27 protein-coding genes are annotated in these 24,560 nt (G+C 68.3%); 9 read left to right on the top strand and 18 right to left on the bottom strand.

Annotated features, from left to right (window positions below; translation table 11 throughout):
* Positions 1-254: 254 nt before the first annotated feature.
* Positions 255-632, top strand: coding sequence for a hemerythrin domain-containing protein (locus tag H261_RS18655; protein WP_008620624.1), 378 nt, complete (start codon positions 255-257; stop codon positions 630-632).
* 15 nt (positions 633-647) lie between these two features.
* Here the strand turns inward: H261_RS18655 and H261_RS18650 are convergent, their stop codons facing one another.
* From H261_RS18650 to H261_RS18595, 12 genes are all read right to left on the bottom strand, one after another.
* Positions 648-1,127 carry a DUF4167 domain-containing protein gene (locus tag H261_RS18650; RefSeq protein ID WP_008620623.1) on the bottom strand — a complete coding sequence of 160 codons (480 nt, stop codon included), beginning with the start codon at positions 1,125-1,127 and terminating at the stop codon, positions 648-650.
* A 212-nt stretch (positions 1,128-1,339) separates the two neighbouring features.
* Positions 1,340-2,191 (bottom strand): peptide chain release factor N(5)-glutamine methyltransferase, encoded by an 852-nt coding sequence (gene prmC / locus H261_RS18645; protein ID WP_008620622.1) that lies wholly within the window; start codon positions 2,189-2,191, stop codon positions 1,340-1,342.
* The gene (prfA, locus tag H261_RS18640) at positions 2,191-3,255 is read right to left on the bottom strand and encodes a peptide chain release factor 1 (RefSeq protein WP_008620621.1); all 1,065 of its coding nucleotides are present in this window, start codon (positions 3,253-3,255) and stop codon (positions 2,191-2,193) included. The genes prmC and prfA overlap by 1 nt, the downstream gene beginning before the upstream one ends.
* Positions 3,256-3,276: 21 nt before the next feature.
* The gene (locus tag H261_RS18635; RefSeq protein WP_008620620.1) at positions 3,277-3,555 is read right to left on the bottom strand and encodes a type II toxin-antitoxin system RelE/ParE family toxin; all 279 of its coding nucleotides are present in this window, start codon (positions 3,553-3,555) and stop codon (positions 3,277-3,279) included.
* Positions 3,546-3,716, bottom strand: coding sequence for a hypothetical protein (locus tag H261_RS18630; protein WP_161625052.1), 171 nt, complete (start codon positions 3,714-3,716; stop codon positions 3,546-3,548). Before H261_RS18630 ends, H261_RS18635 begins: the two co-directional genes overlap by 10 nt.
* 56 nt (positions 3,717-3,772) lie before the next feature.
* Positions 3,773-5,020, bottom strand: a complete 1,248-nt coding sequence (gene hemA / locus H261_RS18625) for a glutamyl-tRNA reductase (protein ID WP_008620617.1) — start codon at positions 5,018-5,020, stop codon at positions 3,773-3,775.
* A 15-nt stretch (positions 5,021-5,035) separates the two neighbouring features.
* Positions 5,036-6,274: a histidine--tRNA ligase gene (gene hisS / locus H261_RS18620; protein WP_008620616.1), complete on the bottom strand. Its 1,239-nt coding sequence runs from the start codon at positions 6,272-6,274 to the stop codon at positions 5,036-5,038.
* Between the two features lie 2 nt (positions 6,275-6,276).
* Positions 6,277-7,389, bottom strand: a complete 1,113-nt coding sequence (ispG, locus tag H261_RS18615; RefSeq protein ID WP_008620615.1) for a flavodoxin-dependent (E)-4-hydroxy-3-methylbut-2-enyl-diphosphate synthase — start codon at positions 7,387-7,389, stop codon at positions 6,277-6,279.
* Between the two features lie 113 nt (positions 7,390-7,502).
* Positions 7,503-8,723, bottom strand: coding sequence for a helix-turn-helix domain-containing protein (locus H261_RS18610; protein ID WP_008620614.1), 1,221 nt, complete (start codon positions 8,721-8,723; stop codon positions 7,503-7,505).
* A gap of 68 nt (positions 8,724-8,791) precedes the next feature.
* Positions 8,792-11,065: a phosphoenolpyruvate--protein phosphotransferase gene (gene ptsP, locus H261_RS18605; RefSeq protein ID WP_008620612.1), complete on the bottom strand. Its 2,274-nt coding sequence runs from the start codon at positions 11,063-11,065 to the stop codon at positions 8,792-8,794.
* A gap of 151 nt (positions 11,066-11,216) precedes the next feature.
* Complete coding sequence (locus H261_RS18600) at positions 11,217-12,251, bottom strand: NAD(P)H-dependent flavin oxidoreductase (RefSeq protein ID WP_085988780.1); 1,035 nt, start codon at positions 12,249-12,251, stop codon at positions 11,217-11,219.
* Between the two features lie 24 nt (positions 12,252-12,275).
* Complete coding sequence (locus H261_RS18595) at positions 12,276-13,496, bottom strand: aspartate kinase (RefSeq protein ID WP_008620608.1); 1,221 nt, start codon at positions 13,494-13,496, stop codon at positions 12,276-12,278.
* A 174-nt stretch (positions 13,497-13,670) separates the two neighbouring features.
* Here H261_RS18595 and ubiG point away from each other — a divergent pair, with 174 nt between their 5' ends.
* The gene (ubiG, locus tag H261_RS18590) at positions 13,671-14,405 is read left to right on the top strand and encodes a bifunctional 2-polyprenyl-6-hydroxyphenol methylase/3-demethylubiquinol 3-O-methyltransferase UbiG (RefSeq protein WP_008620606.1); all 735 of its coding nucleotides are present in this window, start codon (positions 13,671-13,673) and stop codon (positions 14,403-14,405) included.
* Here the strand turns inward: ubiG and H261_RS18585 are convergent.
* Positions 14,402-14,815, bottom strand: coding sequence for a DUF1178 family protein (locus H261_RS18585; RefSeq protein WP_008620603.1), 414 nt, complete (start codon positions 14,813-14,815; stop codon positions 14,402-14,404). The two genes, ubiG and H261_RS18585, sit on opposite strands and share 4 nt — an antisense overlap.
* A 56-nt stretch (positions 14,816-14,871) precedes the next feature.
* On the opposite strand from H261_RS18585, the gene H261_RS18580 reads away from it, so the two are divergent.
* Entirely contained in the window at positions 14,872-15,402 is a 531-nt protein-coding gene (locus H261_RS18580) for a class I SAM-dependent methyltransferase (protein ID WP_008620601.1), read from the top strand.
* 3 nt (positions 15,403-15,405) lie between these two features.
* Here the strand turns inward: H261_RS18580 and H261_RS18575 are convergent, their stop codons facing one another.
* From H261_RS18575 to H261_RS18565, 3 genes are read right to left on the bottom strand one after another with little or no spacing between them, the layout of a single operon-like run.
* Positions 15,406-16,233: a carbon-nitrogen hydrolase family protein gene (locus H261_RS18575; RefSeq protein WP_008620599.1), complete on the bottom strand. Its 828-nt coding sequence runs from the start codon at positions 16,231-16,233 to the stop codon at positions 15,406-15,408.
* The gene (gene grxC / locus H261_RS18570; protein WP_008620596.1) at positions 16,230-16,493 is read right to left on the bottom strand and encodes a glutaredoxin 3; all 264 of its coding nucleotides are present in this window, start codon (positions 16,491-16,493) and stop codon (positions 16,230-16,232) included. The genes H261_RS18575 and grxC overlap by 4 nt, the downstream gene beginning before the upstream one ends.
* 41 nt (positions 16,494-16,534) lie before the next feature.
* Positions 16,535-17,263 carry a ComF family protein gene (locus H261_RS18565; RefSeq protein WP_008620595.1) on the bottom strand — a complete coding sequence of 243 codons (729 nt, stop codon included), beginning with the start codon at positions 17,261-17,263 and terminating at the stop codon, positions 16,535-16,537.
* Positions 17,264-17,309: 46 nt separating this feature from the next.
* Here H261_RS18565 and H261_RS18560 point away from each other — a divergent pair, with 46 nt between their 5' ends.
* The 6 genes from H261_RS18560 (at position 17,310) to H261_RS18535 (ending at position 22,810) form a co-directional block, all read left to right on the top strand.
* Positions 17,310-18,206: a methyltransferase domain-containing protein gene (locus H261_RS18560; RefSeq protein WP_008620594.1), complete on the top strand. Its 897-nt coding sequence runs from the start codon at positions 17,310-17,312 to the stop codon at positions 18,204-18,206.
* The gene (gene sfsA / locus H261_RS18555; RefSeq protein WP_008620591.1) at positions 18,206-18,916 is read left to right on the top strand and encodes a DNA/RNA nuclease SfsA; all 711 of its coding nucleotides are present in this window, start codon (positions 18,206-18,208) and stop codon (positions 18,914-18,916) included. The genes H261_RS18560 and sfsA overlap by 1 nt, the downstream gene beginning before the upstream one ends.
* A 7-nt stretch (positions 18,917-18,923) precedes the next feature.
* Positions 18,924-19,727 carry a type I methionyl aminopeptidase gene (map, locus tag H261_RS18550; protein WP_008620589.1) on the top strand — a complete coding sequence of 268 codons (804 nt, stop codon included), beginning with the start codon at positions 18,924-18,926 and terminating at the stop codon, positions 19,725-19,727.
* A 262-nt stretch (positions 19,728-19,989) separates the two neighbouring features.
* A complete protein-coding gene (locus H261_RS18545; protein ID WP_008620587.1) occupies positions 19,990-21,093 on the top strand; it encodes a hypothetical protein in 1,104 nt (367 codons plus the stop codon).
* Between the two features lie 79 nt (positions 21,094-21,172).
* Positions 21,173-22,390: a hypothetical protein gene (locus H261_RS18540; RefSeq protein WP_008620585.1), complete on the top strand. Its 1,218-nt coding sequence runs from the start codon at positions 21,173-21,175 to the stop codon at positions 22,388-22,390.
* A gap of 93 nt (positions 22,391-22,483) precedes the next feature.
* Positions 22,484-22,810: a PilZ domain-containing protein gene (locus H261_RS18535; RefSeq protein ID WP_008620583.1), complete on the top strand. Its 327-nt coding sequence runs from the start codon at positions 22,484-22,486 to the stop codon at positions 22,808-22,810.
* Here the strand turns inward: H261_RS18535 and H261_RS18530 are convergent, their stop codons facing one another.
* Entirely contained in the window at positions 22,811-23,548 is a 738-nt protein-coding gene (locus tag H261_RS18530; RefSeq protein WP_008620581.1) for an SDR family NAD(P)-dependent oxidoreductase, read from the bottom strand.
* Positions 23,545-24,560 (bottom strand): signal peptide peptidase SppA (sppA, locus tag H261_RS18525; protein WP_008620580.1); only part of this gene is annotated, 1,016 nt, incomplete at its 5' end. The genes H261_RS18530 and sppA, both read right to left, overlap by 4 nt.

Here is a 24,560-nt window from a genome sequence, read left to right as displayed (position 1 = left end):
CCGCCTCCGCGCCCTTGGCCGCTCGCTCAATCGCTCGCATGAGCGCCGCCCCTCATATTTGAGGCGCAGCGCTTTAGTTTTATTTGTTTTGCCCTCGCCGGGCGGCCGCCTCCGCGCCCTTGGCCGCTCGCTCAATGCTCGCATGAGCGCCGCCCCTCATATTTGAGGCGCAGCGCTCCAACCCGGTCGGCACCTGGAATTCGGATCGGGGAATCCCCAGATGGAAAGCAGCGCCGAACAGGGGATAGGTCCATATGCCCACCTGGGATCACGAGGATTGCGACCCGGCCATGGAAGCCGAGCATACCCGTCTCTACCGCATGATGAACCGGCTGGAACCGGTGATCGTCCACGGCCACAGCGAAACCAAGGTGGCGCGCGCCATCCACATGCTGCAGGAGCGCATGGCCGACCACTTTCATGTGGAAGAGGAATTGTTCATCACCGCCGACTGGACGTCGCGCCAGGTGATGATCCGCGATCACCGCGATCTTCTGGACATGCTGGCCGCCCTGGCGGAAATCCCGCCCCATGACGGCGAGGCGCGGCGAAGCCTGTTCACCGCCTTCCTGCAAGCGCTGGCGCGCCACGACAATGACGTGGACGCGCCGCTCTTCTCACGGAAACACTGAACGGGGCAGACCGGATCAGGCCTCGGACGAGGCCTCGACCGGCATGATCACGTCGGGCTGCTCGCCCTCGCCCGGCACCGCTGCCTGGGCCTGACGGTTCTCGGTCTCGACGCCGTTCTCCTCCTCGCCGTCCACCCCCATGGACTGGTCCTCGGCGGGAGTGGGCATCTGCTGGCGCGGCCGGCCGTTGTTCTGGTTCTGGGCGTTGATCACCCGGAAATAGTGCTCGGCATGCTGATAGTAATTCTCGGCGGCGACCCGGTCGCCCTGGGACGACGCATCGCGGGCCAGCGACAGGTACTTTTCCAGCACCTGATGAGCGTTGCCGCGAATACGGCCCTCGGGGCCGTTGCTGTCGAACACCTGGTTGCGGTTGGGAATTCCACCACCGCCGCCGCCGCCCCCGCCACCACCGCCGCCGCCGCCGCCGCCGTGCTTCTTGCCGCCGCCGCCGCTGTTGGGTCCCCGTCCACGGGACCGCTGCTTGGGATTCAAAGAGGACCTGCCTTCATGGTTCACGAGTGCTCTCCGTTAGAGGCCTCCCCGCCGACATCGCTGCACGGCCAGTCCGCATCCGATTTCGGGGCGGCGATAGGGGAGTTCACGGCGCTGAACCAAGGGCGGAGCGAAAGGGCTCGACGCGATCCCCCGGTTCGAAATGGCGCGCGTGGCGCCACATTAGTCGCGAGCGGCCCTTATTCCAACAATTATTTTTGGCGCCGCACAATAACGCAGCGCTCGACGCCGCCCAGGTCGCGCCGGGCCGAGGCGCCGCTCAATCCGGCCGCCGCCAGCAGGCCGGCGACCTCGGCGGCCTGCCCCATCCCCACCTCCAGGGCGGCGACGCCGCCGGGAGCCAGCAGGCGGGCCATGTCGGGGATCAGGCGGCGATAGCATTCCAGCCCGTCCGGGCCGCCGGCCAGGGCCGAGCGCGGCTCGTAGCGGACTACTTCCGGTTCCAGCCCGTCGATATCGCCGTCGGGAATGTAGGGGGGATTGGAGACGATGACATCGAACACCCCCTCCATCCCCGCCCCCCAGTCGCCCAGGCGGAATTCGGCGCGCGAGGCCAGCCCCAGGGCTTCGGCGTTGCGGCCCGCCACCGCCAGGGCGGCCGGGCTGGCGTCTACGCCTAAGCCGGTGGCATGGCCCAGTTCCGACAGCAGGGTCAGCAGGATGCACCCGGTTCCGGTGCCGAAATCCAGCAGGCGGCGGGGCAGCCCCCGGTCGTCCAGGGCGTCCAGCACCGCCTCGATCAGGGTCTCGGTGTCCGGGCGCGGGTCCAGGGTGTCCTTGGTGACCAGGAAGTCATGGGTCCAGAAGCCCCGCCGTCCCAGGATGTGGGACATGGGCTCGCGGGCCAGCCGGCGCTCCAGCATGACGGCAAGGCACGCCGTCTCACCGCCGTTCAGCTCGACATGGTGGGAGGCCGGCAGGCGGCGCATCTCGACGCCCAGCACCTCGGCCACCATCAGGCGGGCGTCGTAATGGGCGGTGTCGATGCCCACCGCCGCCAGCCGCGACGCGGCGGCGTTGATGGTCTGGCCGGCGGTGGCCATTATTCCATCTCGGCCAGACGCTCGGCCTGGTCGGCGGCGACCAGCGCCTCGACCATCTCGTCCAGGGCGTCGCCGCTCATCACCGCGTCGATCTTGTAGAGCGTCATGTTGATGCGGTGGTCGGTGACCCGTCCTTGCGGGAAGTTGTAGGTGCGGATGCGCTCGGAACGGTCGCCCGAGCCCACCTGGCTCTTGCGGGCGGCGGCGCGCTCGGCGTCCTTGGCCGAGCGCTCGCGCTCGTACAGCCGCGCGCGCAGCAGCTTCAAGGCGGTGGCCTTGTTCTTGTGCTGGCTCTTTTCCTGCTGGCAGGCCACGGCGAGGCCGGTGGGAAGGTGGGTGACGCGCACCGCCGAATCGGTGGTGTTGACCGACTGGCCGCCCGAACCCTGCGAGCGGTAGACGTCGAAGCGCAACTCGGAATCGTTGAGCTGGATGTCCACCTCCTCGGCCTCGGGCATGATCGCCACGGTGGCCGCCGAGGTATGGATGCGACCCTGGGATTCGGTGGCGGGCACCCGCTGCACCCGGTGGACGCCGGATTCGAACTTGAGGCGGGCGAAGACGTTGCGCCCGGTGATGGTGGCGCTGGCCTCCTTGACGCCGCCGATGCCGGTGTCGTTGACGTCCATCACCTCGAAGCGCCAGCCGTGCAAGGATGCGTAGCGCTCGTACATGCGGAACAGCTCGGCGGCGAACAGTGCCGCCTCCTCGCCGCCGGTGCCGGCGCGCACCTCGATGATGGCATTCTTCTCGTCGGCCTCGTCCTTGGGCAGCAACATGATCTGCACCTCGCGCTCCAGGGCGGGCAGCCGCTCCTTCAGCGCGTAGAACTCCTCCTCGGCCAGATCCTTCATGTCGGGATCGTTCATCATCTCGGCGGCCTGGACCATGTCTTCGCGCGCCTTGCGGAAGGCGACGATTGCGGTGACCACCGGGTCCAGCTCGGACAGTTCCTTGGACAGGCGCTGGATGGTCTGGGAATCCATCCCCTCGCCCGAGGACAATTGCGCCCGGACCTCGTCGTGGCGATACAGCACCTTGTCGAATTGCGGTTCGAGATTCATCAGACGATACCCAACTTCTTTTCAGCGATGTCGCGACTGATGCCAGACGCGAAGGATGGTGACGATGCCCGCCCGGGTCTCCACGTCATAGATGAGGAGATAGTGACGGAAGCGTGGGATAACCCATTCGCGGGTGCCGTCCAAGCCCTTGTGCCCCTTCAGGGGAAAAGCCGCCAGCCCCCGTGCCGCCTCGTCAATGACCGTCACCAGCGACTCCGCGGCGTCCGGATTGTCGCGACGCAGGAACTCGTGGATGGATTGGAGGTCGCGCCGCGCTTCGGGCGCCCAGTCTACTTGCAAGGTTCGGGCGGCGGCGTTTCGTGGTCGGTTCCCAGGGAGCCCAGCCAGGCCATCATGTCCTGGTGGGCGATGACGCCGTCACGCGCGACCGATTCGCGGGCCTCGTGAATGGCGCGCGCCTTGGCTTCATCGTCGGCAACCGACTGCGTGGGCTTGGGCATGGCGATCATGGCAGAATGATAGCAATACTGAGGGGACGACGCATCAAATTAGCGCCCTACTCATCCAGGCGGAACAGCATCCGCAGCGTCTTTTCCATGGCGCGCCATTCGGCGCCCTCGGAGGCTTTGTCCTTCATGGCCTCGGACGGCGCGTGCAGCAGGCGGTTGACCAGCAGCCTCGTGGCCTCGGCGGCATCGGTCCCGGCCTCGGCCAGCACCTGATCGCGCGCTTCGTCAAAGCGGGCGCGAAGGGCGACGATGGCCGGCACGGCGGCCCGCGCCGCGCGGCCCTTGAGGAAAGCCTGGGCCTCGGCCTCGACGATATCCCGGGCGGCCCGGGCGGCGGCCTCGCGAGTGGCGCGGCCTTCGAGCGCCACCTTCTCCAGGTCGGCCAGATCGTAGAGGAAGGCGCCATCCACCCGATTGACCGCCGGCTCGATGTCGCCGGGAATGCCGGCATCCACCAGGAAGACCGGCTTCCGCCGGCGTTTCCTCAGGGCGTTGGTCACCATCTCGGCGGTGAGCGAGACGGTGCGCGCGCCGACGCAGGTCAGCACCACGTCGAACGAGGCCAACGCATCCCGCAGATCCTCGAACGCCAGCACGTGGCCTTCCAGCGACTTGGCCACCGCCTCGGCACGGGCGGCGCGCGGCGCGGTGACCGAGATATCCCTCAGCCCGGCGGCCAGCAGGCTTTCCGCCGCCAGTTCGCCCATCTCGCCGGTGCCCACCAGCAGGGCGCGCAGGGAACCCAAGTCGCCGTGCAGGTCGCGGGCGGTCTGTACCGCCGCCGCCGCGATGCTGACCGGGCCTTCGCCGATGGAGGTCTCGCTGCGCACCCGTTTCGCCACGGCGAAGGCGGCCTGGAGGAAATGATCCAGCTCGCCGCCGCAGCACCCGGCATCGCGGGCCAGCCGATGGGCGGCCTTGACCTGGCCGGCCACATGCGGCTCGCCGATCACCAGGGAATCCAGCGCGGCGGTGACGGTAAAGCCATGGCGCACCGCGTCGCCGCCCGACAGGGTGTAGAGGTGGGGGGCGAGGACGGCGGGATCGAGCCCGGCCTTGACGGCCAGGGCCTCACCCACCAGCCGGGCGGCACGCTCCGGGTCCGTCTCCTCGGCCCACACCTCGACGCGGTCGCAGGTGGCCAGCACCAGGGACTCGGCCAGACCGGCCCGCTTCAGCCCCTCGAGAAAGGCGGGAGCGACGGAATCGTCCACGAACAGCGCGTCGCGGAGCGACAGGGACGCCGACCGGTGGTTGGCGCCGACGACGACCAGACGATGCGAGGACCCGCTCACCCCCCCAGCCCCCCGCTACAGCAGGCGGCCGAGGTATTCCTCCAGCTGCGCCAGCGGCACCTCGTCCTGGGTGGACGTGTCCAGGTCGCGGATGGTGACGGCGTTCCTGGCCGCCTCCTCCTCGCCCAAGATCACCGCGAAGCGGGCGTTGACCTTGTTGGCGCGGGCCATGCGCTTCTTCATGTTGCCGGAAAAGCCCATCTCGACACTGCGCCCGATGCGGCGCAGCCGCTCGGCCACCACCATGGCGGCCATGGCATCGCCCATGGGGATGACACTGACGGGACGCGCCTCGTCGGCGACCTCGCCCACCAGCATGGACAGGCGCTCGACCCCGGCGGCCCAGCCGATGCCCGGCGTGCGCGGTCCGCCCATGGTGGCGATCAGTTCGTCATAGCGCCCGCCGGCCAGCACGGTGCCCTGGGCTCCCAGCTCGGTGGTGGTGAACTCGAAGGCGGTGTGGCAGTAGTAGTCGAGGCCGCGCACCAGCTTGGGATTGAGGATGAAGGGAATGCCCAGCGCGTGCAGCCCGTCGGTGACCTGGGTGAAGAACTCGCGGGCGGCCGGCGACAGCGAGTCGCTCATCAGCGGCGCGTTCTCGACGATGCGGCGGTCGCCTTCATCCTTGGAATCGAGGATTCGCAGGGGATTGCGATCCAGGCGGTTGCGGCTGTCCTCGGACAGCGCGTCGCGGAACTGGGAAAGATAGGCCACCAGGGTGTTGCGATAGGCCTCGCGGCTTTCCGCGTCGCCCAGGGTGTTGATCTCCAGGCGCACCTTGGAGGCCAGCCCCAATTCGGACAGCACCCGCCAGGCCAATGCGATGACCTCCACGTCGGCCAGGGGAGATTCCACACCCAGCAATTCGACGCCCACCTGATGGAACTGGCGCAGCCGGCCCTTCTGGGGGCGTTCGTGGCGGAACATGGGGCCGCGGTAGAACAGCTTCAGCGGCAGCGACTGGGCCAGCCCGCCCGAGATGAAGGCGCGCGCCACGCCGGCGGTGCCCTCGGGGCGCAGCGTGAGGGATTCGCCCGAGCGGTCGGCGAAGGTGTACATCTCCTTGGTCACCACGTCCGAGGTCTCGCCCAGGGTGCGGGCGAACACGTCGGTGAACTCGAAGATCGGGGTCACGATCTCGCCGAAGCCGTAGCGACGGGCGCACGCGAAGGCGGTTTCCTCCACCTTGCGGTGGCGGCGGGCATCATCGGGCAGCAAATCGTGGGTGCCGCGAACCGGTTGCAGGCTGGACAAAATCAGCTTCCCTTCTGCTTGGCGGCCTCGATCTCGGCGGCGCGCGCCTCGACCAGATCGACGATGTGGTCGACCATGGACTTGCCGTCGACATTATGGTCGGGCGAGCCGCCGATATAGACCTTGTGGCTGTCGGCGCCGCCGCCGGTGATGCCCACCATGGTCTCGCGGGCCTCGCCGGGGCCGTTGACCACGCAGCCCAGGATGGAGAGCGTCACCGGGGCGCGCACATGGGACAGGCGGTTTTCCAGGGCCTCCACCGTCTTGATGACATCGAAGCCCTGCCGCGCGCAGGACGGGCACGAGACGATGCGCACGCCGCGATGGCGAAGGTCCAGCGCCTTCAGCATCTCGAAGCCGACCTTGACCTCCTCGGCCACATCCGCCGACAGCGAGACGCGGAGCGTGTCGCCGATGCCGGCCCACAGCAGCGAGCCGATGCCGATGGACGACTTCACCGTGCCGCCGATCAGGCCGCCGGCCTCGGTGATGCCCAGATGCAGGGGATAGTCGCAGGCCTTGGCCAGGCCCTGATAGGCGGCGACGGCCAGGAAGACGTCGGAGGCCTTGACGGCGATCTTGAACTCGAAGAAGTCGTTGTCCTCGAGCAGCTTGGCGTGTTCCAGCGCGCTTTCCACCAGGGCTTCCGGGCAAGGCTCGCCATACTTGTCGAGCAGGTGCTTGTCCAGCGAGCCGGCATTGACGCCGATACGCATGGAACAGCCGTGATCCTTGGCGGCCTTCACCACGTCCCGCACCCGGTCGTGCGAACCGATATTGCCGGGATTGATGCGCAGGCAGGCGGCGCCGGCTTCGGCGGCCTCGATGCCGCGCTTGTAGTGGAAATGAATGTCGGCGATCAGCGGCACCGGCGATTCCTTGGCGATCTGCTTGAAAGCCTTGGTGGAATCCTCGTCGGGGCAGGAGACGCGCACCAGATCGGCGCCGGCATCGGCGGCGCGGCGTATCTGTTCCAGCGTCCCCTTGACGTCGGTAGTCAGCGTGTTGGTCATGGTCTGCACCGAAATGGGGGCGTCGCCACCGACCAGCACCGAACCGACACGGATTTGCCGCGACTTGCGTCTGGCGATTTCACGGTAGGGCCGCAGACTCATGGAACACTCTCGCTGACCAAGGGGAACCACCCCGACCGGCGGCAAGCCGATCGGGGCGAGGCGTTATAGCGCATTCGGGCCGAGCTCCGAAAGCGACAACCTGTTTAGGGTTATCAGCCGCCGGCCGCCAGCTTGTCGGGATCGAGGCGGATATCGCGCCGCACCTGCCCCGCCGCGCCCAGGGCCGGAACCTTGCGGCCGTCGACGCTGACCTCCAGCGACCCGGCGTTGCCGACCATCAGGTTGAGGCCGGAGCGGTTGGGAACCCGGAAACTGTCACCCCGGCGCAGCAGGCGGCTCATCAGCAGCGAGCCGTCCACCTCGCGCACCTGAATCCAGCAATCGTCGCCGGTGGCCTTCAGCACCACGCGGGAATCAGCGTATTCGGTGCCGTAGACCTTGCCGTCGGAAACGGACGTGGCGGCGGCAGCCTCGGGCTTGGGCGGTTCCACCTTGGGGGGCTCGGCCTTGGGCGGTTCCACCTTGGGGGCTTCGGCCTTGACCGCTTCGGCCTTGACCGGTTCGACCTTGGGAGGTTCTGCCTTGGGAGGCTCGACCTGGGGCGCCTCGGCCTTGACCGGCTCGGAGGCGGCGGGCGCCTGGGCGGCGGGCTTCTCTTCCTCCGTCTCGGTGGGAGGAACCACGTCCTCCTTGGCCTTCATGGCTTCCTCGCCCGGCTTGGCCGCCTCGCCCGCCGGCCTGGTCTCGCCGGTCAGACTGGCCTGGCGGTTGAGCACGCCGGCCAGACGGTCGGGCAAGGGCGGCACCATCTCGGTGACCTTGGTCTCGGCCGAGGACAGCAGGTACCATCCGCCATAAGCCACCGCCGCCAGGATCAGCCCCAGGAAGATCACCGCGCCGCCGGGAATGCGGCCCTCGGACACCGGCGAGGGGAAGGTCAGTTCGGTGCGGTTCTTGAAGCCGCCCGCCCCTTCCTCGCGGAAGCGGCGCACCATCTCCTCACTGTCCAGGCCGAGGAATTCGGCGTAGGTGCGCAGGAAGCCGGCGGCATAGGTGCCGCCCGGCAGGTCGCGGTGGCGCCCCTCTTCCAGGGCTTCCAGGAAAGGCTGGCGGATGCGCAGCAGCTTGGCACATTCGGGCAGGGTCTTGCCCATGCCCTCGCGCGCCGAGCGCAGGGTGGCGCCCACCCCGGCATTGACCGCCAGGGCGGCGGGCGGCGCCACGGCCCCGATCACAGGTTCGCTCATGGGCTCGGAAACCGGTTCCGGCTCGGGGACGGGCTCGGATGCGGCGGCGGCCTCGGCGGCGGCTGCCGGCTCGGGGGCCTCGGCGGGAGTCTCGGTCTGCTGGGGATCGGAAGCTGTGCTGTCCACGTCGGGCGAGCCTTTGCGCTATGCGTGTGGCGACCTTGTTTAACAAATCCCCGAGCGGGGTGGCAACCTTACAGGACCACGCCGTGATCCAGCGCGAAGGTCTTCAGCTTGTTGCGCAAGGAATGATCGGGCGACTTGAGAAGCGTGTTGAGATAAGCCTCCAGCGCGCCGATCTCCAGGCTGCGGATCATGGTCTTCACCGGACCGATGCTGGGGGCCGACAGCGACAGGTTGCGGATACCGGCGCCGATCAGCGCCATGGCCTCCAGCGGACGGCCGGCCATTTCGCCGCACACCGACAGCGAGACGCGGTACTGATTGCACTTCACCGCCACGTAGCGCATGAAGCGGATCATGGCCGGGGCCAGCGGATCGTAGCGTTCGGCGATGCGCGGATTGCCGCGGTCGACGGCGAACAGGAACTGGGTCAGGTCGTTGGAGCCGATGGAGACGAAGTCCACCATGGGCAGCAGCGCGTCCAGCTGCAGGGCCAGGGCCGGCACTTCCAGCATGGTGCCGACCAGCACCTTGGTGGGCAGCGGCGACCCGGCCAGACGTTCGTGCTCCAGTTCCTTGTCGAGGATGCGCTTGGCCTGGACGAATTCCGACACCTCGGCGATCATCGGGAACATCACCGACAGCTCGCGGCCCTGGGCGGCGCGCAGCAGGGCGCGCAGCTGCGAGCGCATCACCGCCGGGCGGTCGAGCGTGATGCGGATCGACCGCCAGCCCAGCGCCGGGTTGTCCTCCTCGTAGGGGTTCCAGTAGGGCAGCACCTTGTCGCCGCCCACGTCCAGGGTGCGGAACACCACCGGCTTGCCCTCGGCCTGATCGAGGATCTTCTTGTAGAGCAGGGTCTGGGCCGCCACGTCGGGCAGCGAGGAGCGCGCCATGAACGGCAGCTCGGTCCGGTACAGCCCGATGCCGTCGGCCCCGGAATCATGCAGGTGCTGCAGGTCGAGCAGCAGGCCGGCATTCATGTGGATGCCGATGCGCACCCCCTGGCGGGTGATCGCGGGCAGCTCGCGCAGGCGGGCGTAGACGGCCTGGCGCAGCTGGCGCTGGCCGATGGCGTCGATATAGGTCTCGCGGATGTCGTCCGGCGGGCGGATGAACACCTGACCGTTGTCGCCGTCGCAGATCACCTGATCGAGCGGCTCGATCTTGTCGAGCACGTCCTTGACCCGGCCAACCACCGGAATGTCGAGCGCGCGGGCCACGATGGCCACGTGCGAGGTGGCGGAGCCTTCCTCCAGCACCAGGCCGCGCAGCCGCTTGGGGTCGTAGTCGAACAGCTCCATCGGCCCCAGGTTGCGGCCGATCAGGATGGCGCCCTCGGGCAGGTCGGCGGCGCCGGGCCGCTGGTCGCCGTCGCCGCCGGCCAGGTGCTGCAGCAGGCGGTTGGCCAGATCCTCGAAATCGTGCATGCGCTCGCGCAGGTACGGATCGGTGATCTGGCTCATGCGGGCGCGGGTGTCGTCGTGGACCTTCTGTACCGCCGCCTCGGCGGTCAGGCCGGTTCGGATGGCCTCGCTGATGCGGTTGAGCCAACCCTTGTCCTCGGCGAACATGCGGTAGGTCTCGAGCACGTCGCGGTGCTCGCCGTCGCGCATCTCGGGACGCGAGAACAGCTCCTCCAGCGCCAGCTTGATACCGGTCAGCGCCTTCTTCAGGCGCTCCAGCTCGGCGTCCGGGTCCTCGGCCACCAGCCGCTGGATGGTGATGCGCGGCCGGTGCAGCACCGCCACGCCGACGCCGACGCCGCCGTTGAGCTTGACGCCCTCCATGCGCAGCGGCAACAGGGCGTTACCGTCCACCGGCACCAGCTCGGCGCGGTTGACCAGTTCGCCCGAGACCACCAGTTCGGCCAGCACCATGGCCACGGTCTCGAGGGTCTCGATCTCCTCGTCGGTGTAGTGGCGCATGGTGCGGTTCTGCACCACCACCACGCCGACCACCCGCGAGCCGCGGATGATGGGCACGCCCATCAGCGAGTGGAAGATCTCCTCGCCGGTTTCCGGGCGGAAAACGAAATTAGGATGGGCCTGGGCGTCGGCCAGGGCCAGCGGCCGGGCATGGGCGGCGATGTCGCCGACCAGGCCTTCGCCGACCCGCAGGCGGGTCTGGTGCACCGATTCCTTCTTCAGGCCCTCGGTGGAGAACAGTTCCAGCACCTCGCCGGCGCGCATGATGTAGCACGAGCACACCTCGGCCACCATGTCGGCGGCGATCAGCTTGACCACCTTGTCCAGGCGATCCTGGGCCGAGCCGCTGCCCGCCATAACGTCGCGCAGCCTTCCCAGCAGACGGCGCGACACCGAGGTCATTCCCGCGCCCTGCATCACATGCCCTCCACGCCGGAGGGAACACCCTGCATCAAGCGATGGCCCGGGCGCGGATAGGCCCAACGGGCCGCGCGGCTTATACCGCGAGAGCCAAGCCCCGCCCCGGCGGGGCGCCCGGCGATTGAGGGGCTGACAAAGGGGCCCTGCATCAGACCTGCACCGGAACGGGGCCGTGGCGGTCGGCCAGGGCGGCCAGGGCCTGGCTCAGCAATTCCTGCAGGATATCGGCGGTGGGCTGCTGGCGCGTCACCATGCCGACGCTCTGGCCGGCCATCAGAGAGCCGTTCTCCACGTCGCCGTCGATGACGGCGCGCTTCAGGGCCCCGGCCCAGAAATGCTCGATCTCCAGCTGGGCGTCCTTTTGGTCGATCTCGCCCGACTTGAAACGGGAGATCACCTCCATCTGGAACAGGATGAAGCGCCGCGTGGCGTTGTTGGCGAGCGCGCGCACCGGAATCACCGGGAATTGCGGGTCCACCTGCACCGAAGGCAGCGCGTCGCGGGCGGCGGCGCGGATGAAGGCCTGCTTGAAATTGGGGTGCGCGATGCATTCGTCGGCGCAGACGAAGCGGGTACCCAGCTGGCAGCCCGACGCCCCCATCTCCAGATAGGAGACGATGGCCTCGCCCCTGCCGATGCCGCCGGCCACGAAGACCGGGACCTGCTCGACCACGGGGAGGATTTCCTGGGCCAGCACGCTGGTGGCCACCGGGCCCACATGGCCGCCAGCCTCGGCGCCTTCGATCACCAGGGCGTCGACGCCCGAACGCAGCAGCTTCCTGGCCAGCACCACGGCCGGCGCGAAGCAGACCACCTTGGCGCCGGTATCCTTGGCCCGCTTGATGGAGGCGGCGGACGGCAGGCCGCCGGCCAGCACGATGTGGCCCACCTGCATCTCGCCGCAGACATCGATCAGGGCGTCCAGGTCGGGATGCAGCGTGATCAGGTTGACGCCGAACGGCTTGACGGTCAGTTCCTGGGTAGCGCGGATTTCCTCGCGCAGCAGGCCGGGGCTCATGGAGCCGCAGGCGAGCACGCCAAAGCCCCCGCCATTGGAGATGGCGGCGACCAGCCGGCGCTCGGAAATCCACGACATCGCCCCACCCATGATGGCGTACTCGGTGCCGAGAAATTCCCGTCCGCGCCGCCACAGGTGTTCGAGCCGCTGCCTCGCCTTATCCATCAGGCCCTCTGGCAAGTGCCCCGCTTACGCGGCATCCAGACCATAGGCGGTATGAAGCGCGCGCAGGGCCAGTTCGGTATACTTTTCCTCGATCAGCACGCTGATCTTGATTTCCGAGGTCGAGATCACCTGGATGTTGATCCCCTCGGACGCCAGGGTCTGGAACATCTTCTGGGCGATGCCGGCGTGCGAGCGCATGCCGACGCCGATCACCGAGACCTTGACCACGTTGGGGTCGGCCAGCAGCTTCTCGAAGCCAAGGGTTCCCTTGGCGTCCTCCAGCACCTTCTTGGCCCGCTCCAGATCGGCGTTGCCGACGGTGAAGGTCAGGTCGGTGGACTTGCCGTCCTCGGACACGTTCTGCACGATCATGTCCACGTTGACCGCCGCATCGGCCAGCGGGCCGAAGATGGAGGCCGCCACGCCCGGCCGGTCGGCCACGCGCACCAGGGTGATCTTCGCCTCGTCGCGGCTGTAGGCGATGCCGCTCACCAATTCCTTTTCCACGATCTCATCCTCATCGCAAACGAGAGTACCGGGCTTGTCTTCGAAGCTGGAAAGCACCTGCACGCGCACGCGGTGCTTCATGGCCATTTCCACCGAGCGGGTCTGCAGCACCTTGGCGCCCACCGAGGCCAGCTCCAGCATCTCCTCGTAGGTGATCTTGTCGAGCTTCTTGGCCACGGAAACGATGCGTGGGTCGGTGGTGTAGACGCCGTCCACGTCGGTATAGATGTCGCAGCGGTCGGCATGCAAGGCCGCCGCCAACGCCACCGCCGAGGTGTCCGAGCCGCCACGGCCCAGGGTGGCAATCCGGTTGTCCGGCCCCAGTCCCTGGAAGCCGGCGACCACCGCCACCTCGCCCTTGCCCATGCGGGCGATCATCTCGTCCGTCTCGATGGACATGATGCGCGCCTTGCCGTGCACGCCGTCGGTACGGATCGGCAGTTGCCAGCCGCACCACGAGCGGGCCTCGACGCCCAGCTCCTGCAGCGCGATGGCCAGCAGGCCGGTGGTCACCTGCTCGCCGGTGGCGACCACCGCGTCGTATTCACGGGCGTCGTGCAGCGGCGCGACCTGATTGCACCAGGCGACCAGCTGGTTGGTGGCGCCCGACATGGCCGAGACCACCACCGCAACCTCGTTGCCGGACTCGAATTCCCGCTTGACGCGGTTGGCGACATTCTTGATGCGCTCGATGTCGGCGACCGAGGTGCCACCGAATTTCATTACGATGCGAGCCATGAGAAAACCCTTGTTGTCCCAGCCCCGGGCTGATCCTTAATTCTCCCTCGCCGTCATCCGCAAAAAACTCTCGTTTGCGCGGTTGCCGCCGGAAGGGCGCGTATTCATACTCTGTCGCCCATCGGGACGCAAGCACGGCCCCCTGACGAAATGTTGACGGCGGAGTGGAAATTCATGGATCAGTTGGGCACCGCATCGCCCGAGGAAATTGCCCGGTTCACCGCCATGGCCGAGGCCTGGTGGGACCCGACGGGCAAGTTCAAGCCGCTGCACCGCTTCAACCCCGTGCGCCTGGCCTTCATGCGCCGCCATTTCGCCGCCCATTTCGGCCGTGACGACAGCCTGCTACGCCCGTTCGAGGGCCTGACCCTGCTGGACGTGGGCAGCGGCGGCGGCCTGCTGTCCGAGCCCCTGGCCCGCATGGGCTTTGCCGTCACCGGCATCGACGCCGGCGACAGGAACGTGGCGGTCGCCCGTCTGCACGCCGAGCAATCGGGGCTCGACGTGGACTACCGCGTGGCGACGCCCGAGCAGATGGACCCGGCCGAGAGCTTCGACGTGGTGCTGTCCATGGAGGTGGTCGAGCACGTCCCCGACGTCGCCGCCTTCCTGGGCCACGCCACCGCCCGCCTGAAGCCCGGCGGCGTGTTCATGGGCGCCACCTTGAACCGGACGGCCAAGGCCTGGGCCCTGGCGGTGGTGGGGGCGGAATACGTGCTGGGCTGGCTGCCCAAGGGCACCCACGACTGGAACAAGTTCGTCCGCCCCTCGGAATTCGCCGCCATGCTGCGTGACCACGGCATCACCGTGCGCAAAATGGCCGGCATGGCCTACAACCCGCTGGCCGATTCCTGGCGCGAAACAGAAAATCTCGACGTCAACTACATGCTGTTCGGGACGAAGGCCTAATTCCCCTCGGCCACCCAGGGGATACGGGCCAGGGCGACGCCTTCGTCCTCCAGCTCCCGGGCCTGGTCGGGGGTGGCCTCGCCGTAGATGGGGCGGGCCTCGACGTCGCCGTAGTGGATCTTGCGGGCCTCGTCGGGGAATTTCTCGCCCACATAGTCGCAGCTGGACTGCACCTTGTGCTTCAGGTCCACCAGCATCCTGCGCAGTTCCCCCGCCGCCGCCTGGGCGTCCAGGGCGGCGCCGCGCGCCTTGGCCAGGCGCGGCGCCATGGGGGCCTTTTCGATATGGCAATCGCCGCAGATGGGGCAGGGAATTTCGCCCGCCGCCGCCTGCCCGTCATAGGTGGCGCCGTCCTTGAACCAGGCTTCGAAATGATGCTTGGCCTTGCAGCGCAATTCGAACAGGATCATGGCCGCTGATATCCGCTTATCCGCGATCTTCGTAACAGATACGGTCCGCAAAAGCCATGGGCACCGACCCTTTCCGCGTCGCTCCCTCCCCCTGGATCGCCCGCTTCGCCGCCCTGGTGCCGGCGGGGGGCTCCGTGCTTGATCTGGCCTGCGGCGGCGGGCGGCATGCCCGGCTGTTCCTCGACCGCGGCCACACGGTGACGGCGGTGGACCGCGACGTGACCCAGGCCCGCCTGGCCGAGGGCGCCGAGCTGATCGCCGCCGACCTGGAGGACGGTTCACCCTGGCCGCTGGCCGGGTGCGGCTTCGACGCGGTGGTGGTGACCAATTACCTGTGGCGGCCGCTGTTCCCGACGATCCTGGCCGCCCTGAAACCGGGCGGCGTGCTGCTCTACGAGACCTTCGCCGCCGGCAACGAGGTCTTCGGCCGTCCGGCCAATCCCGACCACCTGCTGCGGCGGGGCGAGTTGCTGGACCTCGCCCGGGGGCTGACCGTGGCTGCCTACGAGGACGGCATCGCGGAGCATGCCAAGGTGGTGCAGCGCATCGCCGCCATCAGCGGCCCGGGGCCGGCCGAACTGCCGTGATAGCTACCGCTTGGGCACCCCGAACGGCCGGTCGTGGTCGAGGCAGGGGACCTTGCGCCTTGCGTCCTTGACCTTGTCCGGGTCGATGTCGGCCATCACCCAGCCGGGCCGCTCCAACGCGTCGGCCAGCACCTCGCCCCACGGGCTGACGATCAGGGCGTGGCCGTAGGTCTGACGGTCATTGACGTGCTCGCCGCACTGGGCGGGGGCGAAGACGTAGCAGCCGGTCTCGATGGCCCGGGCGCGCAGCAGAACGTGCCAGTGGGCCTTGCCGGTGGTCCGGGTAAAGGCCGCCGGCACCGCCAGGAAGGATGAGCCGGAATGGGCCAGCGCCCGGTAGAGATGCGGGAAGCGCACATCGTAGCAGATGGACAGCCCCAGCCGCCCCCAGGGCAGGTCGACACAGACCGCCTCATCGCCGGGGGCGAAGGTGGCGGATTCCTTGTAGACCTCGCCCAGGCCCAGATCCACGTCGAACATGTGGATCTTGGAATAGCGCGCGGCGATCCCGCCATCGGGGCCGAGCACATAGGTACGGTTGGCCACCATGCCGCCGTCGAGCAGCACATGCAGGCTGCCGATATGCAGCCAGGCGCCGATCTCGCGGGCCAGCTCGCGGAAGAACTTGAGAGCCAGATGGTCCTCTTCCGGCTGGGCCTTCAAGACGATGTTGGAGCGTCCCCACTCCATCATCGCCACGTTCTCGGGCATCAGGATCAGGTCGGCGCCGGCGGCGCGGGCCTCGACCGCCAGGGCGGCGGCGGCATCGCAATTGGCCGCGAGGTCGTTGGAGGAATTGACCTGCAGGCAGGCCGCCTTGAAGTTCCTCACTGGGCACCCGCCAACATGGGGTCGAGCTTGCCGTCCTTGTCGAGCGCATAGAGATCGTCGCAGCCGCCCACATGCACCCCGTCGATGAAAATCTGCGGCACCGAGCGGCGCCCGCCGGCCCGGTTCATCATGTACTGACGCAGGCCGTCGTCAGTCGAGACGTTGATCTCGGCATAGGTCACGCCCTTCTTGTCGAACAGCTTCTTGGCCTTGACGCAATAGGGGCAGACGTCGGTGGTGTAGATCTCGATCTCGGCCATGGGAAGGCTCCAGGTTCAATACTGCCTCCTATATAACGCAGCTAACTTTCCCGCACCACCCGTCCCAGGGTCAGAACATCCACCGCGGCGGCGCCGGCCTTGAGCAGCACGCGGGCGCATTCGTCCACGGTGGCGCCGCTGGTCATCACGTCGTCCACCAGTACGACGCGGCGGCCGTCGAGGCGGGGGCGCAGGCGTTCCGCCACCTTGAACGCGCCAGCCACGTTGCGGGCGCGGGCGTCGTGGCCGAGATGGCCCTGGGGTGGCGTGCGGCGGGCGCGGACCAGCATCCCCGGCTCCGCCGTCACCTGGGCCAGCGTCCCGATGGCATTGGCCAGCAGCGCCGCCTGATTGTAGCGCCGGGCCAGCAGCCGCCAGCGATGCAGCGGCACAGGCACCAGCAGGTCGGCCTCGGCCAGCATCGCGCCGCCGGCCCGCGCCATCCAGCGGGCGAAGGCCCCCACTCCCTCCAGCCGGTCGGCGTGCTTGAAGCGCAGGATCAGCACCCTGGAGGCGTCGTCGTAGCGGAGCACCGCCCGCGCCCGGCCGTAGCGGGGCGTCTGGCGGGCGCATCCGCCGCACACCGCCCCGTCGCCCGGGTCCACCTCGAAAGGCAGGCCGCAGCAGGCGCAGGCAGGATCGCCCAGGAAGACCATGGCCGACCAGCATGACGGGCACAGGCTGCCCGGCTCGGCCACCTCCACCCCGCAGGACAGGCAGAGCGGCGGCAGCAGCGCGTCAAGCAGCAGGCGGGCAAGTCTGACCGGCATCTTCTCCCCTTCCCTCCGGCGGCACCGGCATGCCATACAGCCTGACATGAGAATCTTCGACCGTCTCCTGGTGCGCAAGCACCGCGACCGCGCCGCCGGCAATTTCGTCGCCCACGACTTCCTGGTGCGCGAGGTGGCCGAACGCCTCGCCGACCGCCTGGACGACGTCAAGCGGCGCTTTCCCATGGCGCTGGACCTGGGCTGCCACACCGGCGAGATGGCCGACACCCTGAAGGGGCGCGGCGGCATCGAGACCCTGGTGCAATGCGACCTGTCGCCCGCCATGGCCGCCCAGACCGCGGCCAACGGCCACCCGGCCCTGGCCGCCGACGAGGAATGGCTGCCCTTCCGCGCCAACAGCTTCGATCTGGTGGTGTCGTGCCTGTCGCTGCACTGGGTCAACGACCTGCCCGGCACCCTGCTGCAGATCCGCCGGGTCCTGAAGCCCGACGGATTGTTCATCGCCGCCCTGCTTGGGGCCGGCACCCTGGCCGAACTGCGCCAATGCCTGGCCGACGCCGAACTGGCCGAGGAAGGCGGAATGAGCCCCCGCGTCGCCCCCTTCGCCGACGTCAAGGATCTGGGCGCCCTGCTGCAGCGGGCCGGCTTCGCCCTGCCGGTGGCCGATGCCGATTCGGTGGCGGTCAGCTATGGCGACCCCATGCGGCTGATGGCCGATCTGCGCGGCATGGGCGAGACCAACGCCGTGGCCGGACAGCGTAAGGGTCTGACCCGGCGCGCCACCCTGCTGCACGCCGTGGCGCTGTATCAGCAGCGCTTCGCCGGGCCGGACGGGCGGCTGCCCGCCACCTTCCAGGTGCTGACCATGACCGGCTGGGCGCCCCATCCCTGCCAGCCCGCCCCGGCCCCCCAGGGCTGCGCCGTCCCCGGTCTGGCCGGGTTCAACGGCTCCACCGGGCGCATGAGCCCCGAGACCGAGTGATGCGCTTCGTCTCGCCCCTGGTCCGCGCCACCCTGATCAAGCGCTACAAGCGCTTCCTGGCCGACGTGCGGTTCGACGACGGCACCGAGGTCACCGCCCATGTGGCCAATTCCGGGGCCATGCTGGGCACTGCCGAACCGGGCATGGAAGTCTGGCTGTCGCCGGCCTCCAACCCCGAGCGCAAGCTGAAATGGAACTGGGAGCTGGTGACGGTGGACGGCCATCTGGTGGGCGTCAACACCGCACACCCTAACGGCATCGTCGCGGAAAGCGTGGCCGCCGGGCTTATCCCCGAGCTTTCCGGCTACGCCTCCATCCGCCGCGAGGTGAAATACGGCGTCAATTCCCGCATCGACCTGTTGCTGGAAAGCCCCCAACGCCCCAAATGCTGGGTGGAGGTCAAGAACGTCCACCTGAAGCGCGGCGGCTGGGCCGAATTCCCCGACGCGGTCACCGTGCGGGGCGCCAAGCACTTGGCCGAGCTGACCGGCCGGGTCGGCGCCGGCGAGCGGGCGGTGATGGTCTATCTGGTGCAGCGGGAGGATTGCCAGGGCTTCCGCCCCGCCGCCGATATCGACCCCACCTATGCCAAGGCCCTGGCCCAGGCGACACGGGACGGCGTCGAAGCGATCTGCTATACCTGCCGCTTATCGACCGGCGGTATCGAACTGGGCGACGCCTTGGGCATGGATTTAAGCGAACGGATCTGAAGGACCGATGGAACACGAAGACAGGGAAAATTCCCGCATCCGCCGCCACGGCCCCGCCGATTTCGAAGGCATGCGCAAGGCCGGCCGCCTTGCCGCCGAGGCCCTGGACTTCATCGCCCCCCATGTGGTGCCGGGCGTGACCACCGCCGAGTTGGACCGCCTGTGCGCCGAGTTCATCATCGCGCGGGGCGCGGTCAACGCGCCCATGAACTACCGTGGTTTTCCCAAATCCATCTGCACCTCGGTCAACCACGTGGTCTGCCACGGCATCCCCGGCGAGAAGCGCCTGGAGGACGGCGACATCGTCAACATCGACGTGACGCCCATCGCCGACGGCTGGCACGGCGATTCGTCGCGCATGTACTACGTCGGCAAGGTGGGGGTGAAGGCCCGCAAGCTGGTGGAGGTCACCTACGAATCCCTGATGCGCGGCATCGAGGTGGTCAAGCCCGGCGCCACCCTGGGCGACATCGGCCATGCCATCCAGTCCTATGCCGAGAAGCACCGCTTCTCGGTGGTCCGCGATTTCTGCGGCCATGGTCTGGGCCGCATCTTCCACGAGCCGCCCAACGTCATGCATTACGGCAATCCCGGCGAAGGCGCCGTGCTGGCCGAGGGGATGTTCTTCACCATCGAGCCGATGATCAACGCCGGCCGCTTTGAGACCAAGATCCTGGCCGACGGCTGGACCGCCGTCACCAAGGACAAGTCCCTGTCGGCCCAGTTCGAGCATTCCATCGGCGTCACCGCCAGCGGTTGCGAGATCTTCACCCTGTCGCCCGCCGGCCTGCACTGCCCTCCATACCAGTAGCCTAGGCATTTCCCCTACCCGCCAGACCTCAACCGCTCCGCGCAACGGCGGAAATACGCGGGGTTGAGCCATGCCGACCCGGGTGGGAACCCTATGCTTTTTCTCCGTCGCTATGTGAGGTACTTCACATTAGCCTATGCCGAATGGGGGTATTGTGGCGGTGATGCGATCAGGTCCGCATCAATTTTGGTGATGGGCAAATCATCGCATGCTAACGTCCTCCTTCGGGGATTAGAGGCGCGATGGAGTTAAGGTTGACGCCATGACGGATACCGCGACAGCGGTCTTCAGAATCAACGGGACCCTCCAGGGGCCGGTTGTCGATATCCTCGGACAGTTCCTGCCGGAACTGAAGGCCTTGCCGCGTGAGCAGGCCTATGACCGGACCCTCGACGATCTCGGCCTTCTGACCCGCTGCTTCCAGATCTTCCGCAAGGAGCGCTCCCGCTTCCGCTACGTCCTGGTGGACGAGCGCCGCCGCCCGGTGAGCGAGGACAACGTCCCCCTATCCTGCGGCCGCACCCTGGCCGAGGTCATCGCCATGGTGGTGCGTACCGCCGCCAAACGCTATTTCCGCCGCAAGCTGTCGCCCGCCGCCGCCCGCGCCGAACTGGAGGCCGAGGAGGCCCGCGCCGCCCAGCGCAGCCCGGCCGACGAGCTTTACGACGCCATCAAGGCCTATCTCCTGCACGAATGGCAGGTGCCGCTGGTCCCCGCCTATTCCGAGATGGACCCCGCTTTGGTCCGCCGGGTGGGCGCCAAGATTCTCGATTGCCGCGAGGCCGACACCCTGGCCCGCCTGATCGCCGACCCCGACGCCCCCGTCCAGCCCATGGCGGACGAGGAAACCCAGGCGGCGACCACGCCGATCACCTTCGCCGTTCCCTTCGTCTCGCCCTTCGCCCCCGCCGCCAAGGCGCCGGTGATGCCGGTGGCGCCGGTGGTCCATCCCCGCACCGCCAGCCTGGACGACGTGCTGACCCCCGACCATCAGCGCCTGCGGGCCGAGGCCTTCACCCAGACCCTGCTGGACCCCGAGGTCCGCGCCATCCTGCCCAACGCCGACCAGATCGTGCGCATCGGCGACGTGCTGCGCGGCGTCGGCGGCCTGCCGGCCACCGCCCTGGTGGAAGGCCTGGGTCTGCGCAAGGACCAGTTGGCGGTGATGCTGATGGTGGCCCAGGACTGTATCGGCAGTACGGTGTTCGGCCGGCTGTTCGGACCGCGCGCCGACCCCGAACTGGTGGCCCGCATCGTCGAGCGGGCTCGGTTGCGCGGCATCGGTCCGACCACCGAGGTGATCGAATGCGCCATTTTCATGCGCGGCGTGTTCGCCCGGTTCGGCCACCGCTCCAGGCGCGACTGACCCCAGACAGATAGTCTCTTGGGAAATCTGACCGTTCGGCTTACCTTTCGGGGAGGTAGAGATTCGATCGGAATTCACCATGCCGCGCCTGCCGTCCGAGGCCCATGCCCGGATCGTCCGCCAGATCAACCTGACCCTCGAGGGTCCGGTGGCGGAAGTCATGGCCCAACTGGTTCCCGAGTTGAAGAAGCTGCCGCGTCGCGGCGTGTTGCAATGCGTGCTCGACGACCCCGACCTGCTCGACCGCTGCTTCAAGGCGTTCCACGCCAATCCCGAACGCTTCCACCAGTTGCTGGTGGACGAGCATGACGTGGCGGTGGAACAGGCCGACGCGCTGCTGGCCTGCGGCCGCTCCCTGGACGACGTGGTCGCCATGGTGGTCCGCACCTGCGCCAAGCGCCATTTCCGCAAGCGCCTGGACGGCGACGCCAGCCCCCAAAAAAGCAGGCGCTCCCCGCCCCCCAAGGGATTGATGGGCAAGCTGATGCGCCTGCTGTCCCTGGCCCCGGCGGAAGCCGCGGCCAAGCGCAGCCGGGGCGAGGTGCTCTACGACGCCATGCAGGAACATCTGGTCCATGACTGGCAGGTGGCCCTCGTACCTGAATATTCAACCTTGTCGCCGGCCCTGGTGAAGCGCCTCGGCAAGCGGATTCTCGACTACAAGGTGCCCGAGGACATCCGCCGCCTGAAGGACAATCCGGCGGAACTGCCGGTGCCCTCCACCCTGCCCAGCGAAATCCCCGACTTCCTGGTGCCGCCCGCCGCCCGCGCCGACAAGGCCAAGGCCGCGGAAAAGCCCAAGCCCGCCGCCCTCTCGGGCGGCGACGTCCCGGCCCAGGTGCACGAGGTCAAGGCCGGCGGCGCCCCGGCGGCGGCAGGCAACGCCGACCGCCGCGCCCGCATCGCCGAGATTCTCACCCCCGACGGCAAACGGCTGCGCTCCGCCGCCTTCACCATGGTGCTGCTCGACCCGGTGGTCCGCGCCGAACTGCCCAACGCCGACCAGACGGTGCGCATCACCGGCCTGCTGGCCGAGATGGGCGGGCTGTCGGCCAAGATGCTGGTGGGCGAGCTGGGGCTGCGCATGGACCAGCTGGCGGTGATGGCCCTGGTCATCTACGACGTGATGGGCGAAGAGATGTTCAAGCGCTCGTTCGGCATTCCCGGCAACCTGGAATACTGCGCCAAGTTCGTGGAACGCGCCAAGGCCGCCGGCATCAGCCAGGACACCGCCCTGGGCGAGGTCAGCACCTTTATCCGCAAGACCTTCGCCAACGCGCCGCGCGCCGCGCAATAGCGGTATTACCAGTTTCCGTTTACATGCGCCGTGAATACCGTTTATGGATTTCGGCTATACCCTCGACACCAGCGATTGCCGGGAAAGCCAGTCATGACGCAGTTCAAGGAACGGCGGCAGCATGTCCGCAAGATGGGGGACGGTCTTGCCGTCCTGATTGACGGCCGGGTCTTCCCGGTCCTGGACATTTCGCTTTCCGGCGTCAGCTTCCAGGGGAACGGCTTTCGTCCCGGCGACCGCGTCCGGCTGACCGTGGCGGCCCTGCACAGTTTCGACGACAGCGTCGAGGCCGTGGTCATCATCAAGTCGCTCGATGCCGGAATCCTGCGCGGCGAATTCGCCCCCACCGCCCGGCTGATGCGCTACATCGTCGCCCATCTCGGCGACGTCACCGGAGCCGAACCGGCCTATTTCCGGTAGTCAGTACAGGTGCTGGCCGCCGGTGACGAACACCTCGGTGCCGGTGACATAGGCGAAGTCCGGCCCGCACAGGCGGAACACCGTGCCGGCCACGTCGTCGGTGGTTCCCATGCGCTCCAGCGGGATGCGCGGCACCAGGGCCTCGTACTCGGCCGAGATCATCTCGGTGCGGATTTCCCCCGGCGCCACCGCGTTGACCCTCACCCCCAGCTGCGCCATCTCGGCCGCCATCTCGCGGGTCAGGCCCGACAGCGCCGCCTTCGAGGTGGAATAGGCCGATCCCGCGAAGGGATGGACGTAATGCCCGGCGATGGAGGTGATGTTGACGATGGCGCCCTTGCCCCGGTGCAGCGCGCTGGCGAAGCCGCGCGCCAGCCGCAGCGGGGCGAAGAAGTTCAGCTCGAACACATCCTTCCAGCCGTCGATCGAACCGTTGAGCACCCCCAGGCGCTCCTTGTAGGGGGTCTTGGGGCTGACGCCGGCGTTGTTGACCAGGGCGTGCAGCGGCTCGGCCCCCAGCCAGGCATTGGCCTGGGCCACGAAGTCCTGGGCCGAGGCGGGGTCGGCCAGATCGGCGACGATGTGGCAGGCCCAGTTGCGGTCGATCATGCATTCCTTGGGCACGTCGGCCCGGGCGCAGGTGATCACCCGCCAGCCCTCGGCCAGGAAGCGCCGGGCGATGGCGTGGCCAATGCCCCGCGAGGCCCCGGTGACGACGACGGTGCGCATGTCGCTCATCGTGCCCCCCTCACATCGGGGGCGCGCAGCTGGACGCCGGGCGGCGGAGCCAGGGTATCGAGCAGCGGCTGCAACCGGGCCAGGATGCGCCGTTCCGCCACCGCGCCGCCGCCCAGGCTGTCGGCCAGCACCTCCCAGGGCTTGCGCGGGCGGGGAAACTCCACCAGGGTCAGCGGCTCCCCGGCCTTGAGCCCGGCCACCTGCCGCAGCTGGACCAGGGCCTCGGCCCAGCCGCCCAGCCCGTCCACCAGCCCGGATTCCTTGGCGTCGGCCCCGGTCCAGATGCGGCCGCGCGCCAGACTGTCCATGCGGGCGGCGTCGATGCCCCGCCCCTCCGAGGCCTTGCCGGTGAAATCGGCGTAGATATGGTCAAGCAGGGCGTCGATGCGGGCCTTGGCCTGGGGGCTGAACGGCTGGTTGGCGCTCCAGATGCCGGCATTGTCGCCCCGGTGCATCTCGTCCCAGCTGATGCCCAGCTTCTTCCAGAATTCGTCCAGCACCACCTTGCCGGTGAACACCCCGATGGACCCGGTGATGGTCCCCGGCGCGGCGATGATGCGGTCGGCCCCCATGGCGACGAAATAACCGCCCGAGGCGGCGAAATCGCCCATGGACACCACCACCGGCTTGCCCGCCGCCCGGGCGCGCGCCACCTCGTGATGCACGGTGTCCGACGCGGTGTACGAGCCGCCGGGGCTGTCGACCCGGAACAGGATGGCCTTGACCTTGTCGTCCTCGACGGCCTCGCGGAAGGCCTCGGCCACCGTCCGCGCGCCGAAATCGCCGTCGCCGTCCAGGCCACGATGGGATTCGCCGCGATGGATGGCGCCGAGCCCCGAGATCAGCGCCACCTTGGCGCCGCGCGGATGGTCGAGAAGCCCGGCGTATTCGCCCAGGTCCAGTTCCTCGGCGGCGGCGTCGCCGCTTCCGGCCGCCGCCTCCCAGGCCTGGTCGTGATAGCCGAGCCGGTCCACCAGCCCGGCGGCCAGCGCCTCGGAAGCCAGGAACGGCC

Origin of the sequence: Paramagnetospirillum caucaseum, from assembly GCF_000342045.1 — a bacterium.
Classification (GTDB): Bacteria; Pseudomonadota; Alphaproteobacteria; order Rhodospirillales; family Magnetospirillaceae; genus Phaeospirillum; species Phaeospirillum caucaseum.
The sequence above is the reverse complement of the archived record's forward strand: the minus strand, read 5'-3'. Positions and strand labels throughout refer to the sequence as shown.

Bases quoted from the DNA above. Each gene is read 5' to 3' on its own strand.
- H261_RS18530 (WP_008620581.1), bottom strand. From the start codon at position 23,548: ATGAGCGACATGCGCACCGTCGTCGTCACCGGGGCCTCGCGGGGCATT.
- ptsP (WP_008620612.1), bottom strand. From the start codon at position 11,065: ATGCAGGGCGCGGGAATGACCTCGGTGTCGCGCCGTCTGCTGGGAAGG.
- H261_RS18585 (WP_008620603.1), bottom strand. From the start codon at position 14,815: ATGATCCTGTTCGAATTGCGCTGCAAGGCCAAGCATCATTTCGAAGCC.
- ispG (WP_008620615.1), bottom strand. From the start codon at position 7,389: ATGAGTCTGCGGCCCTACCGTGAAATCGCCAGACGCAAGTCGCGGCAA.
- H261_RS18565 (WP_008620595.1), bottom strand. From the start codon at position 17,263: ATGCCGGTCAGACTTGCCCGCCTGCTGCTTGACGCGCTGCTGCCGCCG.
- H261_RS18630 (WP_161625052.1), bottom strand. From the start codon at position 3,716: ATGCCCAAGCCCACGCAGTCGGTTGCCGACGATGAAGCCAAGGCGCGC.
- prfA (WP_008620621.1), bottom strand. From the start codon at position 3,255: ATGAATCTCGAACCGCAATTCGACAAGGTGCTGTATCGCCACGACGAG.
- H261_RS18535 (WP_008620583.1), top strand. From the start codon at position 22,484: ATGACGCAGTTCAAGGAACGGCGGCAGCATGTCCGCAAGATGGGGGAC.
- H261_RS18655 (WP_008620624.1), top strand. From the start codon at position 255: ATGCCCACCTGGGATCACGAGGATTGCGACCCGGCCATGGAAGCCGAG.
- H261_RS18580 (WP_008620601.1), top strand. From the start codon at position 14,872: ATGGGCACCGACCCTTTCCGCGTCGCTCCCTCCCCCTGGATCGCCCGC.
- H261_RS18540 (WP_008620585.1), top strand. From the start codon at position 21,173: ATGCCGCGCCTGCCGTCCGAGGCCCATGCCCGGATCGTCCGCCAGATC.
- map (WP_008620589.1), top strand. From the start codon at position 18,924: ATGGAACACGAAGACAGGGAAAATTCCCGCATCCGCCGCCACGGCCCC.
- sfsA (WP_008620591.1), top strand. From the start codon at position 18,206: ATGCGCTTCGTCTCGCCCCTGGTCCGCGCCACCCTGATCAAGCGCTAC.
- H261_RS18545 (WP_008620587.1), top strand. From the start codon at position 19,990: ATGACGGATACCGCGACAGCGGTCTTCAGAATCAACGGGACCCTCCAG.
- H261_RS18600 (WP_085988780.1), bottom strand. From the start codon at position 12,251: ATGGATAAGGCGAGGCAGCGGCTCGAACACCTGTGGCGGCGCGGACGG.
- H261_RS18595 (WP_008620608.1), bottom strand. From the start codon at position 13,496: ATGGCTCGCATCGTAATGAAATTCGGTGGCACCTCGGTCGCCGACATC.
- ubiG (WP_008620606.1), top strand. From the start codon at position 13,671: ATGGATCAGTTGGGCACCGCATCGCCCGAGGAAATTGCCCGGTTCACC.
- prmC (WP_008620622.1), bottom strand. From the start codon at position 2,191: ATGGCCACCGCCGGCCAGACCATCAACGCCGCCGCGTCGCGGCTGGCG.
- H261_RS18560 (WP_008620594.1), top strand. From the start codon at position 17,310: ATGAGAATCTTCGACCGTCTCCTGGTGCGCAAGCACCGCGACCGCGCC.
- grxC (WP_008620596.1), bottom strand. From the start codon at position 16,493: ATGGCCGAGATCGAGATCTACACCACCGACGTCTGCCCCTATTGCGTC.